General features: G+C 56.5%; 14 protein-coding genes, 1 tRNA gene and 1 pseudogene. 8 read left to right on the top strand and 8 right to left on the bottom strand.

All coding sequences use genetic code 11. The features are described from left to right. The first annotated feature begins 31 nt into the window (after positions 1–31). Genes ACKLKD_RS17710 through ACKLKD_RS17690 form a run of 5 tightly spaced genes read left to right on the top strand, consistent with a single transcriptional unit; the run spans position 32 to position 4,995 of the window. Positions 32–1,108 (top strand): PTS fructose transporter subunit EIIC, encoded by a 1,077-nt coding sequence (locus tag ACKLKD_RS17710; RefSeq protein WP_025713859.1) that lies wholly within the window; start codon positions 32–34, stop codon positions 1,106–1,108. A 20-nt stretch (positions 1,109–1,128) separates the two neighbouring features. Next, complete coding sequence (locus ACKLKD_RS17705; protein WP_025713860.1) at positions 1,129–1,449, top strand: PTS fructose-like transporter subunit IIB; 321 nt, start codon at positions 1,129–1,131, stop codon at positions 1,447–1,449. A 50-nt stretch (positions 1,450–1,499) separates the two neighbouring features. Next, positions 1,500–3,797 carry a formate C-acetyltransferase gene (locus tag ACKLKD_RS17700; protein WP_025713861.1) on the top strand — a complete coding sequence of 766 codons (2,298 nt, stop codon included), beginning with the start codon at positions 1,500–1,502 and terminating at the stop codon, positions 3,795–3,797. Next, a complete protein-coding gene (locus tag ACKLKD_RS17695; protein ID WP_025713862.1) occupies positions 3,763–4,638 on the top strand; it encodes a [formate-C-acetyltransferase]-activating enzyme in 876 nt (291 codons plus the stop codon). The genes ACKLKD_RS17700 and ACKLKD_RS17695 overlap by 35 nt, the downstream gene beginning before the upstream one ends. A 15-nt stretch (positions 4,639–4,653) precedes the next feature. Next, a complete protein-coding gene (locus tag ACKLKD_RS17690) occupies positions 4,654–4,995 on the top strand; it encodes a PTS fructose-like transporter subunit IIB (RefSeq protein ID WP_025713863.1) in 342 nt (113 codons plus the stop codon). Between the two features lie 13 nt (positions 4,996–5,008). Here ACKLKD_RS17690 and ACKLKD_RS17685 read toward each other — a convergent pair whose 3' ends face one another. Then, positions 5,009–5,776 carry a phytanoyl-CoA dioxygenase family protein gene (locus tag ACKLKD_RS17685; RefSeq protein WP_025713864.1) on the bottom strand — a complete coding sequence of 256 codons (768 nt, stop codon included), beginning with the start codon at positions 5,774–5,776 and terminating at the stop codon, positions 5,009–5,011. A gap of 261 nt (positions 5,777–6,037) precedes the next feature. Here ACKLKD_RS17685 and ACKLKD_RS17680 point away from each other — a divergent pair, with 261 nt between their 5' ends. Then, positions 6,038–6,871 (top strand): helix-turn-helix transcriptional regulator, encoded by an 834-nt coding sequence (locus ACKLKD_RS17680; RefSeq protein ID WP_080924452.1) that lies wholly within the window; start codon positions 6,038–6,040, stop codon positions 6,869–6,871. A 17-nt stretch (positions 6,872–6,888) separates the two neighbouring features. On the opposite strand, the gene ACKLKD_RS17675 is transcribed toward ACKLKD_RS17680, so the two are convergent. From ACKLKD_RS17675 to ACKLKD_RS17660, 4 genes are all read right to left on the bottom strand, one after another. Next, complete coding sequence (locus ACKLKD_RS17675) at positions 6,889–7,788, bottom strand: GGDEF domain-containing protein (RefSeq protein WP_025713866.1); 900 nt, start codon at positions 7,786–7,788, stop codon at positions 6,889–6,891. Positions 7,789–8,031: 243 nt separating this feature from the next. Next, entirely contained in the window at positions 8,032–9,060 is a 1,029-nt protein-coding gene (locus ACKLKD_RS17670) for an ABC transporter ATP-binding protein (protein WP_025713867.1), read from the bottom strand. A gap of 1 nt (position 9,061) precedes the next feature. Continuing rightward, complete coding sequence (locus ACKLKD_RS17665) at positions 9,062–10,636, bottom strand: ABC transporter permease (RefSeq protein ID WP_165931822.1); 1,575 nt, start codon at positions 10,634–10,636, stop codon at positions 9,062–9,064. Positions 10,637–10,657: 21 nt separating this feature from the next. Then, entirely contained in the window at positions 10,658–11,674 is a 1,017-nt protein-coding gene (locus tag ACKLKD_RS17660) for an iron ABC transporter substrate-binding protein (protein WP_025713869.1), read from the bottom strand. Positions 11,675–12,073: 399 nt separating this feature from the next. On the opposite strand from ACKLKD_RS17660, the pseudogene ACKLKD_RS17655 reads away from it, so the two are divergent. Further along, positions 12,074–12,688 (top strand): annotated as a pseudogene (locus ACKLKD_RS17655) (CSS-motif domain-containing protein); the annotation flags it as partial. A gap of 129 nt (positions 12,689–12,817) precedes the next feature. Beyond that, positions 12,818–13,609, top strand: a complete 792-nt coding sequence (locus ACKLKD_RS17650) for a cyclic diguanylate phosphodiesterase (RefSeq protein WP_228706665.1) — start codon at positions 12,818–12,820, stop codon at positions 13,607–13,609. A gap of 43 nt (positions 13,610–13,652) precedes the next feature. Here ACKLKD_RS17650 and ACKLKD_RS17645 read toward each other — a convergent pair whose 3' ends face one another. The 3 genes from ACKLKD_RS17645 to ACKLKD_RS17635 form a co-directional block, all read right to left on the bottom strand. Beyond that, entirely contained in the window at positions 13,653–13,994 is a 342-nt protein-coding gene (locus tag ACKLKD_RS17645) for an STAS domain-containing protein (protein WP_087805450.1), read from the bottom strand. A gap of 64 nt (positions 13,995–14,058) precedes the next feature. Continuing rightward, the gene (locus ACKLKD_RS17640; RefSeq protein WP_087805448.1) at positions 14,059–16,485 is read right to left on the bottom strand and encodes a glycogen/starch/alpha-glucan phosphorylase; all 2,427 of its coding nucleotides are present in this window, start codon (positions 16,483–16,485) and stop codon (positions 14,059–14,061) included. Between the two features lie 295 nt (positions 16,486–16,780). Then, positions 16,781–16,868 (bottom strand) — tRNA-Ser (locus ACKLKD_RS17635). Positions 16,869–16,951 lie beyond the last annotated feature (83 nt).

Raw genomic sequence — 16,951 nt, 5'->3', positions numbered from 1 at the left:
TCACGGGCCCTACAGCGCTCAGGAGCAAGCAATGAACGAACTGGTGCAAATACTAAAAAATACTCGCCAGCATCTGATGACCGGCGTGTCACACATGATCCCCTTCGTCGTCTCCGGCGGGATCCTGCTGGCGGTTTCCGTCATGTTGTATGGCAAAGGCGCCGTGCCTGATGCCGCGACCGATCCCAATCTGAAGAAACTCTTTGACATCGGGGTCGCCGGGCTGACGCTGATGGTCCCCTTTCTCGCCGCCTACATCGGCTACTCCATCGCCGACCGCGCCGCGCTGGCGCCCTGCGCCATCGGCGCCTGGGTGGGCAACAGCTTCGGCGCCGGCTTCTTCGGCGCGTTAATCGCCGGGATGATCGGCGGCCTGGTGGTCTATTACCTGAAAAAAATACCGGTCCACAAGGTGCTGCGATCGGTGATGCCAATTTTCATTATCCCCATCATCGGCACCTTTATTACTGCCGGGATCATGATGTGGGGGCTCGGCGAACCGGTCGGCGCGCTAACGGCAAACCTGACCAGCTGGCTGCAGGGCATGCGCGAAGGCAGCATCGTGGTGCTGGCCATCATTATGGGCCTGATGCTGGCGTTTGATATGGGCGGTCCGGTGAACAAAGTGGCCTACGCTTTCATGCTGATCTGCGTTTCACAAGGGGTCTACAGCGTAGTGGCTATCGCCGCCGTTGGCATCGCCGTGCCGCCGCTGGGGATGGGGCTGGCGACGCTAATCGGCCGCAAATATTTCACCGCCGAAGAGCGGGAAACCGGCAAAGCGGCGCTGGTGATGGGCTGCGTCGGGGTCACCGAAGGGGCCATTCCCTTTGCCGCTGCCGATCCGCTACGCGTTATTCCAGCCAATATGATTGGCGCCGCCAGCGGCTGCGTCACCGCCGCGCTGCTGGGCGCCCAGTGTTACGCCGGCTGGGGCGGGCTCATCGTGCTGCCGGTGGTCCAGGGCAAACTCGGCTTTGTCGCCGCGCTGCTGGTCGGCGCCTGCGTTAGCGCCGCCTGCGTGATTGTGCTGAAGGCGCTGGCTAAAAAGAAATCATCTGACACCAAAGCCGACGACGAATTAGACCTCGATTTCGAAATTAACTAACAGACTGAAAGGAACAGATTATGACCCACATTATCGCTGTCACCGCCTGCCCGTCGGGCGTGGCTCACACCTATATGGCCGCTGAGTCCCTGGAAAGCGCCGCTAAAGCCAAAGGCTGGCAGGTCAAAGTTGAAACCCAGGGCTCGATTGGCATTGAAAACGAGCTGACGGCGGACGAGATCGCCGCCGCCGATATGGTCATCCTGACCAAAGATATCGGCATCAAATTCGAAGAGCGGTTTGCCGGGAAAACCATCGTACGCGTCAATATCAGCGATGCGGTCAAACGCGCCGACGCCATCATGACCAAGATAGACAGCCACCTTTCCCAGCGAGCCTGAAGCCTTAAAAGGGGCGCCCGCGCGCCCTTCGCCACCACATGGAGTTTGTCATGACGAATCGTACTCAACGCCTGAAAGCCAGTCTCTTCGCCCAACCGCGCGAAATCTCTCTTGAACGCGCCCTGCTGTATACCGAGAGCCATCGGCAAACGGAGGGCGAGCCGGTGATTATTCGCCGGGCGAAGGCCACCGCCTGGATCCTCGATAAGGTGATGATTTCGATTCGTGAAGATGAACTGATTGCCGGCAACCGCACCGTCAAACCGCGGGCAGGCATTATGTCGCCAGAGATGGACCCCTACTGGCTGCTTAACGAACTCGACACCTTCCCGACCCGTCCGCAGGACCGCTTCGCAATAAGTGAAGAAGACAAGCGGATATATCGGGAAACGCTGTTCCCCTACTGGGAAAAGCGCTCGATGAAAGATTTCATCAACGGGCAGATGACCGACGAGGTCAAGGCCGCGGTCCGCACCCAGATCTTCAGCGTTAACCAGACCGATAAAGGCCAGGGCCACATCATCATCGACTATCCCCGCCTGCTCAATCATGGTCTCGGCGCGCTGGTTGCGGAGATAAACACCCTCTGCGAACAGCAACCCGAGAACCCCTTTTACCAGGCCGTGCTGATCCTGCTGGAGGCCTCCCGGCGCCATATTCTGCGCTACGCCACGCTGGCCGAAGAGATGGCTACGCGCTGTCAGGACCCGCAGCGTCGCCAGGAGCTGGCCACCATCGCCGCTATTTCGCGCCATAACGCGCAGCATCGGCCAACGGACTTTCCCCAGGCCTGCCAGTTGTTCTGGTATATGAACATCATTCTGCAGTACGAATCCAATGCCAGCTCGATTTCGCTGGGGCGTTTTGACCAGTATATGCTGCCGTTTTATCAGGCATCGCTAAATCAGGGTCAGGATCCCGCCTATCTCAAGGCGCTGCTGGAGTCGCTGTGGGTGAAATGCAACGATATCGTCCTGCTACGCTCCTCCAGCAGCGCGCGCTATTTTGCCGGTTTTCCCACCGGCTATACCGCTCTGCTCGGCGGGTTGACGGAAACCGGGCGCAGCGCGGTCAATGTGCTGTCATTTTTATGCCTCGACGCCTATCAAAACGTGCAGCTGCCGCAGCCGAATCTTGGCGTGCGGGTCAACGAGCTGATTGACCGCCCGTTTCTGCGCAAAACCGCCGAAACCATCCGCCTGGGCACCGGCATCCCGCAGATTTTCAACGACGAGGTGGTGGTGCCCGCCTTCCTTAACCGCGGCGTATCGCTGGAAGATGCCCGTGATTACGCGGTGGTTGGCTGTGTGGAGCTCTCCATTCCGGGCCGCACCTACGGCCTGCACGATATCGCCATGTTTAATCTGCTAAAGGTGATGGAAATTGTGCTGCAGGAAAATGAAGGGCAACCGGAAGTGAGCTGGGACGGGCTTATCCGCCAGATCCGAGATAAAATTCGCTACTACATCAAGCTGATGGTCGAGGGCAGCAACATTTGCGATATTGGTCATCGCGACTGGGCGCCGGTGCCTCTCCTCTCCTCGTTCATTGCTGATTGTATCCAGCACGGCAAAGACATCACCGCCGGCGGCGCGCGCTATAACTTCTCCGGCGTCCAGGGCATCGGTATTGCCAACCTGAGTGATTCGCTTTATGCCCTGAAGGGGATGGTCTTCGACCAGCAGCGCCTCAGCTTTGACCAACTGATGGCGGTGCTGAAAGCCAACTTCCAGACGCCAGAGGGAGAAAAAATCCGCGCCCGGCTGATCAACCGTTTTGAAAAATATGGCAACGATATCGACGACGTCGACAATATTAGCGCCGATCTGCTGCGTTTTTACTGCAAAGAAGTGGAGCAATATCTGAACCCGCGCGGCGGCCACTTTACGCCCGGATCCTATACCGTCTCAGCGCACGTGCCGCTGGGTTCGGTGGTCGGCGCCACGCCGGATGGCCGGCTGGCCGGCGAACAGCTGGCGGATGGCGGCCTTTCGCCGATGGTCGGTCAGGACGCCCAGGGGCCAACGGCGGTGCTGAAATCAGTGAGCAAGCTGGATAATTATCTGCTGTCGAACGGCACGCTATTGAACGTCAAATTTACGCCGGCGACGCTGGCCGGCGACGGTGGGTTGAACAAGCTGGCAGACTTTTTACAGGCTTTCTGCAAGCTCAAGCTGCAGCATATCCAGTTTAACGTGGTCAACGCCGACACCCTGCGTGAAGCCCAGCAGCGGCCGCAGGACTTCGCCGGTCTGGTGGTGCGCGTTGCGGGCTACAGCGCCTTCTTTGTTGAGCTGTCAAAGGAGATTCAGGATGACATTATCCGCCGCACCGCGCATCAGCTGTGAGGTCATCGACACGCGCCCCGACCGGGCGCGCATTTTTAACCTCCAGCGCTACTCGCTCAACGATGGCCAGGGGATCCGCACGTTGGTCTTTTTTAAAGGCTGCCCCCACACCTGCCCGTGGTGCGCTAATCCCGAGTCAATCTCCCCAAAAATTCAGACCCTGCGCCGGGAGAGCAAATGCCTGCACTGCGCCCGCTGCCAGCAGGACGTCGCCGAGTGTCCGTCCGGCGCATGGGAGCAGATCGGTCGCGACGTAACGCTGGACACCCTGCTGCAGGAGGTGCTGAAAGACGAGGTCTTCTTCCGCGCCTCCGGTGGCGGTGTTACCCTCTCCGGCGGCGAAGTGCTCATGCAGGCCGAATTTGCCGCCCGCTTTCTCCGGCGCCTGCGCCAGTGGGGGATCCATACCGCCATCGAAACCGCCGGCGACAGCGCCTTCAGCCGTTTTTTACCGCTGGCCGAAGCCTGCGATGAAGTGTTATTCGATTTAAAAATCATGGACCCTGAGCGGGCGCGGTCGCTGCTGCGAATGAATCAGCCGCGGGTCATGGACAACTTTCGCCAGCTGGCAGCGCGAGACATCAACCTGATCCCGCGAGTGCCGCTGATCCCCGGTTACACCATGAGCCTTGAGAATTTTCGTCAGATTCTGGCGTTCCTCGCGCCCTTCGCGCTTAAAGAAATACACCTGCTGCCGTTTCATCATTATGGCGAGCCAAAATATCGTCTGCTGGGCAAACGCTGGCCGCTGGCTGGCGTAAACGCCCCAGAAGAAGCAGAAATTCTTCCTTACCGGGCGCTGGCCGAAGCGGCCGGCTTCCACGTCACTATCGGCGGTTAACGCCAAGAGGATGTTATGGACTTCAATATCGTCGCCGTCACCGCCTGCGTCAGCGGAGTGGCGCACACCTATATGGCCGCTGAACGGCTGGAAAAGGTCGGTCATCATGAAAAATGGCACCTGAAGGTGGAAACCCAGGGCGCGCTCGGGGTGGAAAATCGCATTACCGCGGAAGATATCGCCCGCGCCGAAGTGGTGCTGCTGGTGACGGATATCGAAATTGATGACGCCCAGCGCTTTTGCGGCCTGCGGACAATTAAAACCAGCATTCAAAGCTTCCTGCTGCAGCCGCAGCAGATCGTCGAGGCCGTGAAAAGCATCATGAAGAAGCCGGTCGTCTATCTGGAGATCCCCTGACCGGCTCCGGGCCTTACTCTACATCCAGCAGCCACTTTTGCGCCGGCGTCAGGCGGCTTGCCGTCTCGGGCGTCAGCCAGCGCCGCTGGTCCTGCTGCGCAGTATCCGCGCGATCGATATATAACCCATGCAGCACACGTCGTCTGCTGCCCTCACGATTACGCGTACCGCCGTGCCAGGCGTGGGCGTTGTAAATCATCACGCTCCCGGCCGGCGCGGCGAAAACAATTTCTTCAGGGTGGGTCAGCTCCGGGTCGGCCAGCACCTCCTCCGGTAACTCGGGGCGAAGATGGGTACCGGGGATAATCCGCGGCGCACCGTTGGCGGCGCTCAAATCGTCTATCGCCCAGATGGTATTCACCAGGTGGACTTTAGGAAAATCCGGGCGCGGCTTTTTCCAGTCGGCGTGCAGCGGCTGATGGCCGCCGTTATACAGCGCCTCGCGCGCGTTCAGACTGGAGACTTTAAAATCGCCGTTGAAGATATAGCGGCAGGCGGAGAGGATCAGCGGGTGCGACCAGACTTTCTCCCAGATAACGCCTTTATTCACCAGGTTGGCGATCCGCGTCGCCGTCGCCTCCTGGTGGTGTTCCATCGCCAGATTGTCACCTTCACGTTCCACCAGGGTATCAATTAGCTGGCGCATTTCGCTCAGCCACTGAGCGTCTACAACGTTATGCACAATGGTGTAGCCGAGGGTGTCGAGCTCGTATTTCATTTGTGCGCTAAGCGCCAGACCGGCGCCCAGCGCATCGAGAAAGCTAGCCGAGGATGAGTTCATTTTGCGTTCCTTTTTAACGTTCCGATAACACAAACAAACTCTACTGGTCCACACGGGGTATGACAGGAGGGGAGCGCTACGAAAAACTGGACATACGTACGCGAGCCAACAAAATGTGATGGGCATCAACAATCTCGTTTCCGGTGATGCATGCGCTGCACCTGGCCGGGAATTCGCGGCGCAAAATGGCGAAACAAACGCTGCCTGGCAGGAAAAAATAGCTTACCATCAACGGGATAATGCGCATTCTGAGGGCAAGCAATGATTGAAGATCTGCCGGATATTCTGCATCGGTTAATCAGTCAAAAAGATCACTTACAGGTGAGATTTCCTGAACCGGATATCTCCGTGCCTGCCCTCGCCTTCAACGTGCCGTTTCCACGTCTGGAAATAGTGCTGGAGGGCCAGCTTACTGAGCAGGGACTGCCGCTGGCCGCCTCGACGTTAACCACCCTGCAGGTGCTGTACGTTCAGGCGGGAAAATGGACGCTGCCACAGTGGACCGGACCGGCAACCACCCTGAGCGTCCTGTTTGGCCGGCAGAAGCTGGGTTTCAGTATTCAGCGCTGGGACGGGAAAAGCCTGCACACGGAAAAACAGAGCGTGGCCCGCCTCGGGCCGCGCGTGGGCTCCTACCTGCTGCTGAGCCTGAATGAAGTCAGCCTGCAGCCCGATCCGCTGACCGCACGGCTGGTGGTCGCTGCGCTGCTGAGTCACTGTCGTGAACAGCTGGTCGGGCTGGAGATGCGCGTCAGCCGCAGTCGGGATCTGTTCCTCGCCGTCCAGGACTACCTCGAGGAGAATCTTAGCCTGCCGTTAACGCGGGAATCGGTAGCCAAACGTTTTCACATCACGCCCAACTACCTTTCGCATATTTTTCAGAAATCAGGCTCGGTAGGATTTAATGAATATCTGACGCGGGTACGCCTGGAAAAAGCGAAGCAGCTGCTGCGCGGCTATGACCTGAAGGTAAAGGAGATCGCTCATAACTGCGGCTTTGTCGACAGCAACTATTTTTGCCGGGTGTTCAAACGTTACACCGAACGCTCGCCGTCGGAGTATCGGCGACACTGCCGCAGCGCACAGCAGGCCTAACCTTCAGCCGGGGAATATTATGCCCACTCCACGCGTCCGCGCCCGTTGTGCTTGGCTTTGTACAGCGCCTCGTCGACTTTGCGGATAAACGTCTCCTGGGCTTCGCCTGGCCGCCACGTTCCGACGCCAATGCTGATCGACAGCGGCGTTTGGTTATTGATCAGAATGGTACGGGCATTATTGAGGATATCCTGCGCCAGGGCATGCAACTCCGGCTCTGACTGGCCGTCGACGATGATGGCAAACTCTTCACCGCCGATACGCGCCGGCTGGACGTGTTCGCCGGTCAGTTTCGCCAGCTGTTTCCCCAACGAAAATAACACCTCATCCCCCACCAGATGCCCCCAGGTATCATTAATTTTCTTAAAAAAATCGATATCCAGGATCATCAGTCCCAGCCCCTGTCCGGATTTCTCGCGGATCGTGTCGATGAAAAAACGGCGGTTGGGCAACTGAGTGAGTTCATCCTTCAGGGATTGCGAGCGCGCATCAACATACAGCAGATTGATCCGCTCAATAATTTTGTAGACCCCCACCACGGTAAATAACATCCCGGAAAGGCGCAGCAGATCTTCGCAGTAATAGCCCATCCAGCGCGGCTGCACCACGATCTCATCCATTACGTCAAAGGTGCCACCGGCAATCCACAGCAGCAGCCCATAGCGCACCCAGTTAACGGCAATATGGCTCATCCGCACCCTGGCAGAGCTCCAGAGCATAAACACCAGAAACAGTAAGGCCAGCAGATCGATATAGAGTCCGGGGTTGGCCAGGATCTCACCCAGCGTGCCAATCGGCGGCGATACCAGCGCACAGCCGACAGCGACGGCGACGATAACCAGCAGCGCAGGCAGGAGCGTCCCCCGGGGCAGAGCGGCCGAAATGGGGCGATTCGCAGGATGTTGGCATTCAGGCATAGCGATGTCTCATGGTAACAGCAGGGCCGATCGCGGGACAGAATAGCAGGTAAGCGCAGCGGGACGAATGAAAAAGCGTCGCATAGGTCAATGACGGCGTGGTGGACTGACCCCGCGGAATTGTTCCAACGTACTACCACTCCATGGCGACGAGGTCAGTGGCGCGGATACTATCGGCTTCATCCGCCATCTGATTAGCATTCTGTGCGGCACCGCTGTAACCCGGCGCCGCCTGCTCAGGGATTAGCCGCTAAACACCCGCGCCTTGCCGCTGACCGTCAGTTGCACCGTCGCGCCGGGCTGCCACGCCGGCTGGCTGACGGTTCGCAGCACTATTGGCCGATCTTGCCCGACCATCGACAGCGTCAGTGTGGAAAGATGGCCTGAAAAATCGACATCGCGAATGGTCGCCGTACTCTCCTGCGGGGCGCTCACGCTGACGCTGAGCTGTTCCGGACGCAGCATCACCTTTCCTTCACCAGCAGGATGCAGTGCGTCCGTCGCCAGATCGCCCAGCACGCAGCTTGCCCTTCCGGGGCTCAGACGTGCGGGAAGGATCAGGGCATCACCAAGAAACAGCGCCGTCTCTTCATCCACCGGCTGCGAGTAAACCGCCAGGGGGGTCCCCACCTGAGCGAAACGCCCCTCGCGCATCACCGCCACCTGAGTGGCGAACGACAGCGCCTCGTTCTGGTCATGAGTCACCAGAATCGAGGCGATACCCGTCTCGGCCAGCAGATCGGCGGTCGCTTTACGCGTGCTGGCGCGCAGTCCGGTATCCAGTGCCGAAAACGGCTCATCCAGCAGCATTAGCGCCGGCTGCTGCGCCAGCGCGCGGGCCAGGGCAACGCGCTGCTGCTGACCGCCGGAAATTTCGTGTGGCCAGTGGCGCGCCAGGCCGTGATCGAGGGCAACCATCTCCATCAGCGCGCCCACCCGGCGACGTTTCTCCTCGCGGCTGACGTCCAGCCCCCAGGCGATATTGTCCGCAACATTGAGATGAGGGAACAGCGCTCCCTCCTGCGGGACATAGCCGATCCGTCGCTGATGCGCGGGGACAAACGCCCCCTCGGCGAAAAGAGGCGCTCCGTGCATAACGATCCGCCCGCTGTCGGGCGTTTCGAAGCCGGCAAGAATGCGCAGCAGCGTGGTTTTTCCCGAGCCTGACGGACCCACAATGGCCGTCCGGCTCCCCGGCGCCACCGTCAGATTGAGATTATCGAGGACCCGCACGTCGGCGAAGGATTTCGAAATAGAAGACAATTCCAGCATGTTACAACCCTGCCATTTTTTTCGACTGCATATAAAGAACCGCGGTCAGCGGCAGCGAAATGACGATCATCAGTAGCGCGTACGGCGCCGCCGCCACATAGTCGATCTCGCTGGTTAAGGCCCAGAAGCCGGTCGACAGGGTGCGGGTGCCTAGTGGCGAGAGCAGCAGCGTGGCGGTAAGCTCATTGCTCACGCCGAGGAACACCAGCGCGGCGCCGGCGGTCGCCCCCGGGGCGGCAAGCCGCATGGTGATGCTCCACAGGGCGCGGGCCGGGCTGCGTCCGAGGCTACGGGCGACGTTTTCCAGTTCCACCGGCGCCTGAGCGATACCGGCGCGCAGGTTAATGAGCGCGCGCGGCATAAACATCAGCAGGTAGGCGAGAAACAGCGTCACTTCCGTCTGGTACACCGGGCGGGCATAGTGGATGGTGACGGTCACCAGCGCCAGCGCGGTGACGATGCCGGGCAGCGAGCTGGTGATGTAATTACACCCCTCCAGCAGGCGGAACAGCGGACACGGATAGCGCACGCCGAGCCAGGCGATGGGGATCGCGCAGGCCGTTGTCAGCAGCGCCCCGCCCGCCCCCAGTAACAAGGTTTGGCGCAGCGAATGCCACAGATCGGCATGCAGCCAGTTGTCGATGCCCCCCAGCCATAGCCAGCGGCACAGGACCAGCAACGGCACTCCCATCGCCAGCATCACCAACAGCAGAAGCAGTAGCTGCGCGCTAAAAGCGGCCCCTTTTCCCAGCACCAGGCGTTGCTGCTCGCGCGCCGCCCCGGCGCCGATACGCGCGTAACGCGCTTTACCGCGTGAGGCGCTCTCCAGCAGCAGGATCGCCAGACAACACAGGGCCAACACGCCTGCCAGCATGTTGGCGGCCGGACCGCTGAAGGTCGACTGGAACTGATCGTAAATAGCGGTGGTGAAGGTATCGAAGCGGATCATCACATACAGGCCATATTCCGCCAGCAGATGCAGGGCCACCAGCAGCGCACCGCCGCAGATAGCCAGTCGCAACTGCGGAAGCACCACCCGGAAAAAGACTTTCCACGGCGGCGTGCCCAGCGATGCGGCGACATCTTCAAGGGTAGGATCGAGGCGGCGCAGCACGGCTGCCACCGGCATATAAATAAACGGATAGTAGGCCAGCACCGAGAGAAACACCCCGGCGGAGAGGCCATGCAGCGATGGCACGGCGCTGATCCAGGCGTAGCTCTGGACAAAAGCCGGAATCGCCAGCGGCGCCACCGCCAGCGCCGCCCACAGCTGCCGACCGGCCAGCGCGGTACGTTCCGTCAGCCAGGCCAGCGTCACGCCGAGCACAATGCTGATGGGGACCGCCAGCATCGTCAGCCACAGGGTATTGTTGAGCAACTCCCCGACCCGCGGACGAAAGACCAGCGCTTTGATCGTCAGCCAGCCGGTGTCGAATCCGACGGCCACCACAAACCCTAACGGCAACAGCGCCAGCAATGAAAACAGCAGCGCTAACGCAACCATCGGAAATGCAGGACGCCTGCGCTCGGGCAGGCGTCCTGTTTTCTTTCCGAGCGACAGACTCAGAACAGACATAGCAACATCACTTCCTCAGGATCAGAGCAGGCCAGCCTGCGTCATCAGCTCAATGACCTTTTTGCTGTTCAGCGAGGAAGGTTCCACCTTCGGTGCATCCAGATCTTTCAGCGGGGTCAGTTTCGGGTTAGAGGCCGCGTCTACCCCCACCGCATATTCGAAGGCGTTATTGGTGCGTAGCGCATCCTGCCCCTGCTTGCCGGTGATCCATTTAATAAACGCCTGCGCCTGCGCTTTATGTTTGCTGGAAGCCAGCACGCCGCCGCCGGAAAGGCTGACGAAGGCGCCCGGATCCTGATGTTTGAAGTAATACAGTTGGGTGTTTTTGCTGTTCTCGCCGGTTTTTGACTGGTCGACGAAGCGATAGTAGTGGTAGATCACCCCGCCGTCGATCTGCCCGGCGTTGACCGCTTTCATCACCGTGCTGTTGCCTTTGTAGGCGACAAAGTTGGTTTTCATCGCCTTCAGCCAGTCGAGAGTCGCCTGCTCACCCTTCAGCGCCAGCATCGCGCTGACGATAGCCTGGAAATCAGCCCCCGATGGTGAAGCCGCCCAGCGCCCTTTCCACTCCGGTTTTGCCAGATCCATCAGGGAATGCGGCAGTTGCGCCTCGCTGATTTTCGCCGGGTTGTAGACGAAAACAGTGCTGCGGGCGGCGATGCCGATCCAGCGCCCATGCTGCGGACGGTATTGCGCCGGAACCTGCTGCAGGGTGGCGGCATCCAGCGGGGCGAAAAGTTTGGCATTATCGACCAGCACCATCGACGGTGAGTTCTCGGTCAGAAACACATCGGCCGGCGACGCGGAACCTTCCTGAACCAGCTGATTACCCAGCTCGCTGTCATCGCCATTGCGCAGCGTGACCTTAATACCCGTCTCTTTGGTGAATCCATCCACCCACGACTTCACCAGATTTTCGTGCTGAGCGTTGTAAACCACGATCCCATCGTGACCGTCAGCCGCCATTCCCTGCGGCGCCAGAAACAGAGAAGCGGCAACCAGCGCTGCCGTGCGGAAAGGCGATAAGCGAAACTTCATGAACGCATCCTTAATGAAATGGGACAATAAACGGTGAATAGCCTGAACGGAGGGGATTAAATCACAGCAAAAAAAGAATGATAATGAAAACAATTATCATAAACTTAAAAAAGCAAAAAATAACGTCGGCGCACCACTCTGGATGGGAAAATGCTTAAAAACATACCGCACCGGAATTTATATTAAGAAAACATTAAATTTCGATTTTTTATTGTCGGTGGAAAAATCTGCCGTTGTTACATGCGGTAAGCGGCCTTGCCAGTGGGTATTGTGATATGGATCATATTTTTAATATGCTCAATCATCGCGAAAGATTTCCCCCTTCTACGATCATTGAAAAGCCTTTACCGCCAGATGGACGGTTCCCTTTATGCCTAATTACCTTAGCACGCTAAATAAATGAAAGAGATAAAGCGGCGAAATGCATGGATTGCCTTTTCTCTGGCACTGGTGGTATTTCTTGCTGGCGTGTTTGTCATTAACTGGCAATTGTGGCATTCAGACCAGGCTGCCCATGTCGATGACGCCAAACAAGCGGCGAAGAAAATCGCCGTGATCCTTGATGAGGCGCGTGCCGCAACGGCCACTGCACTGAATGTCAGCAGTGCCGGTTGCTCCGGTCAGGGTCAGTTCCAGCTCGGAACGGAAGCCGCGCTGCAGCCACATCTGCGTACTATCCTGCTGGTAAAAAACGGCAAGGTGTGGTGCTCGTCACTGCCAGGTAACCGGGTTTTGACGCTCCATGCTGAGGCATTACCGGACGAACCGCTGCTGTTGTTGCCATCCCGAATGATGGTCAATAAACGACCGGTACTGATCTATCAAACACGGTCGGCAGAGGTCAAAGTTATTGTCAGTATCAGCGACGTGCATCTGCGCGATGCCCTGTATAGCGATACGGATAACGACGGGCTCGCACTCTGGGTACAGAACCAGATGATCGCCAGATATGGCGATGTACAAACGCTAACAAACCAGCCTCAGTTGGGCGTATTTTCCTCAGCGGACTACCCGTTTCGCATCGTCTATCCTGAGTCTCCCTTTTTTAGCCCCGGTCGCTTATTTCATAATGGTTTCGGTCTGTTGATTTTTATTTTCTCCGTTTCGCTGCTGTTCTATTTCCTGCTGCGGAAATACCTCAATGTGTATACCTCAGAAGAGGAAAACCTGCGCTATGCGATAACCCAGGGCGATATCGTTCCCTTTTACCAGCCGCTGGTGAATGGGAAAACCGGGGAGATATACGGCGTGGAAATTCTCGCCCGCTGGCAAAACACCACCCCCCAATGGCGTTCGCCCGCGGAATTTATTCCGCTGGCCGAACGTACCGGCTTAATTATTCCCCTAACCCGCAGCCTGATGGCGCAGGTTAACGCGCAGATGAGACCACTCTTTAGTAAACTTCCGGATGGGTTTCATATTGGCCTCAATATCAGCGCGTCCCATATTAACGCCCCAACGTTTATCGATGATTGCCTGCACTTTCAGCACGGTTTTGAGGGTAAAGCGGTAAAGCTGATGCTGGAGATCACCGAACAGGAACCGCTGTTGCTCAACGGCGCGGTTGTCGACAAACTCAATAAATTGCACAATCGCGGGTTTTCCATCGCGCTGGACGATTTCGGCACCGGCTATTCCGGGCTTTCCTATCTTCACGAGCTGGTTTTCGACTATATCAAAATCGATCAGAGCTTTGTTGGCCGCGTGACCGTTGAGGCACCGTCTAGCAAACTGCTGGACTGCGTGATAGAGATGGCGCGGACGTTGTCATTGCGCATCATTGCCGAGGGCGTCGAAACTCAGGCCCAGCTGGAATATCTTAATCGCCAGAATATTCATCTGCTGCAGGGCTATTATTTCTGGAAGCCGATGCCCTACGTCGCGCTGGTCATGCTTCTTCTGAGCAAACCCAAAGCGAAGATTATCGAACAATAAGCGGGCGCTCCATAACCCGCTGGCAACCCTGACCGCATAAACGTTATAACGAGGTGAACGCGTTTAACACATCCTGGCGGGTCTCCTGAATGGCAAAGATGCGATCCATACGGGTGAGCTTAAACAGGTTTTTAATCGTGTCATTGAGCGAACACAGCGCCAGCTCGCCCTGACCATTGACGCTTTTCAGAATGGATACCAGCGCGCCAAGACAGCTACTGTCAATGAAATCGACGTGACTCAGATCCAGCAGCACATTTTTGGTATCCGGATCGATAGCCTCCAGAACCTGCTGCTTAAACGCCTGCACGACGGAAGCATCCAGTCGGCGCACCAGTGGCACAATAATTTTTACGCCCTGCTCGGTGTGTAATTCAACGTTCATGCTCATCCTCAATAGTGACTGATATTCGTCGACGAGTCCCTTTTTTGCCCGGCGTGTTCGCTCTTTAGCTGGTGATACCCCAAATATCCCGGGCGTAGCCACGTATGGTTCTGTCGCTGGAAAATTCGCCCATCCGGCAAATATTGAGTAAGGCCCGACGGTGCCATTGTTCCGGCTGTTCAAAATCGATCATCGCCTGCTGCTGCGTCTGGCAATAGCTGTCGAAATCCAGCAAATGGCAGTAATGATCGCCCTCCACCAACATATGGTGAAGCGGCGCAAATAGCTCACGATCGGCGGTAAACAACCCAGACACCAGGGTATCGACAACACGCGCAATAGCCGGATTCTGATGATAGAAAGTATGGTGATACCCGATGCGCCGGCTCTCTTCAATCTCTTCCGCCACGGCACCAAACAGATAAAAATTGTCCGCCCCCACGGCCTCGCGAATTTCGATATTCGCCCCATCATAGGTACCGATAGTTAACGCGCCGTTCATGGCAAACTTCATATTGCTGGTGCCGGAGGCCTCGGTACCTGCCGTGGAAATCTGCTCGGACAGATCCGTCGCCGGAATAATTTTTTCCGCCAGCGAGACTTTATAGTCTTCGAGGAAAACGACTTTAAGTTGTCCGGCAATCTGTGGGTCGCGGTTAATTTTTCGGGCAACGGTGTTAATTAACTGAATAATCAGCTTCGCCATTCGATAGCCCGGTGCCGCTTTGCCCGCAAACAAATGCACCTTAGGCGCGATAGTCTTCCCTGTCTCTTTGATATCCAGGTAAAGCGCGATCACGTGAAGAATATTGAGCAACTGACGCTTATATTCATGGATACGTTTGACCTGACAATCAAACATCGCCAGCGGATCCAGCGCGATGCCGTAGCGTTGAGCCACCAGCTGGCTGAGCACGGTTTTGTTGGCAAATTTAATGGCCCGGATGTTATCAATAATAGCGGTATCATCGGCCAGGCTTTCCAGACTGGACAGCAAGGGTAAATCGGTCGGCCACCCTTCTCCCAGCTGTTGGTGCAAAAATGCTGCCAGGCCGGGGTTCGCCTGCTGCACCCAGCGACGCGGCGTAACGCCGTTGGTCTGATTAATGAATTTCTCCGGGGTCAAAAAATAAAAGTCGGGCACCAGTTGTTTCTTGACCAGCTCCGAATGCAGCCATGCCACGCCGTTCACGCGATGGCTACCGACAATGGCCAGATTGGCCATACGAATTTGCTTATCGTGATGTTCATCGATTAAAGACAGCGAAGATAACAGATGATTTTTATCCGGCCAGCGCCGGGCCACCTCTTCAAGGAAACGATGGTTGATCTCAAATATAATTTGCAAATGACGCGGCAGCAGTTTTTCAAACAGCGTTACTGGCCAGGTCTCCAGCGCTTCCGGCATCAACGTATGATTAGTGTAGGCACAGGTGTTTTGCGTTATTTCCCACGCCTGCTCCCACGGCAGTCGGTATTCATCCACCAGGATCCGCATCAGCTCCACGACCGCTAATGCCGGATGGGTATCATTAAGCTGAATAGCCACATGCTGCGACAGGAAAGAAATATCGTCATTAACTTCGGCATAATCACGGAATATATCCCGCAGCGTACAAGCCACCAGAAAATATTCTTGCGTCAGCCGCAACTCTTTTCCGGTGAGCACCTCATCGGATGGATAGAGTATTTTTGAAATATTCTCCGATGCAATTTTATCACTCACTGCCTTAATATAATCGCCGCGATTGAAAATATGGATATTAAAGGAGTCAGAGGCCACCGCGCTGTAGAGCCGCAGCTTGTTGGTCGTCGTATCCCGGTAGCCGGAAACAAAATAATCATGGGGAATACCGACGATGGTTTTCCAGCCCAGCCACATTGGATTGTAATTGCCATCAATATCTTCGCTGTGTTCGATATATCCCCCCAGCGGGACCAGGATTTGCTGAGCATGATGCGCCACCAGCCATGGTGAATGCATGGAGTGCCAGTCATCCGGATGCTCGATCTGCTGGTCATTTTGAAAGGATTGGCGAAACAGACCATATTCGTATTTGATGCCATGCCCGGATGCAGCAATATCAAGGGTAGCCATCGAGTCGATAAAGCATGCAGCTAAACGCCCTAACCCGCCGTTGCCCAGCGCGGCATCTGGCTCTTCGTCAAGGAGCTGATCAAGATCAAAACCCAGGTCGTGCACCACCTGACGCATCTCCGCCAGTAAATTCATATTTAGCAGGTTATTACGCAACGACTGGCCCAGTAAAAACTCCATCGACAGATAGTAAACACGTTTTTTACGTTGTTCACGTTGCCGCGTCTGGCTCGTCAGAAAATGGTCCTGTTGAAAATGACGAATGGCCAGCGCCACCGCGTTAAAAATATCGCCATGCGTAGCTTTATTTAAGCTAACACACAATGCGTACTTTAATTGCTGTTCAACTAACGCCCGTAATTCTTTGATATTTTGCGGGTTAATGACAGGCATGCTGACCTCACTGGTCTCTGTATCTGTGTAAAAACCATGGCAGGTAAATCATCATTTTTCCAAGTATAGACGAAGATATTTTGCCGAATGGTTTTTATTCCTCAGCACCATTGCCGTTTATAACGAGAGGCTAATAATTAAAATAACAACACGTTGCATTGGATGGATCGTCATCTTTTGCCAGCGATAACGCTACAGGCAAGGCGGGTTTGCGGGGTTGGGAAGTGAAAGCGCCGTCAAGACGGTCGTGGGGAAAGCAAAAAGGGGTTACCTTTCGGTAACCCCTTCTTTTATATGGCGGAAGCGCAGAGATTCGAACTCTGGAACCCTTTCGGGTCGCCGGTTTTCAAGACCGGTGCCTTCAACCGCTCGGCCACACTTCCGGTGTGAGGCGCACTATAAACACCTCGGCGGATGCTGTAAAGCACCATTTTGTTCAACTGCCTTAAAAACAAACAATTTTGTG

This window comes from Klebsiella sp. 10982, assembly GCF_048589245.1.
GTDB classification, from domain to species: domain Bacteria; phylum Pseudomonadota; class Gammaproteobacteria; order Enterobacterales; family Enterobacteriaceae; genus Klebsiella; species Klebsiella quasivariicola.
Note: the sequence above shows the minus strand (reverse complement) of the source record. Positions and strands in the feature narration are given on the sequence as shown.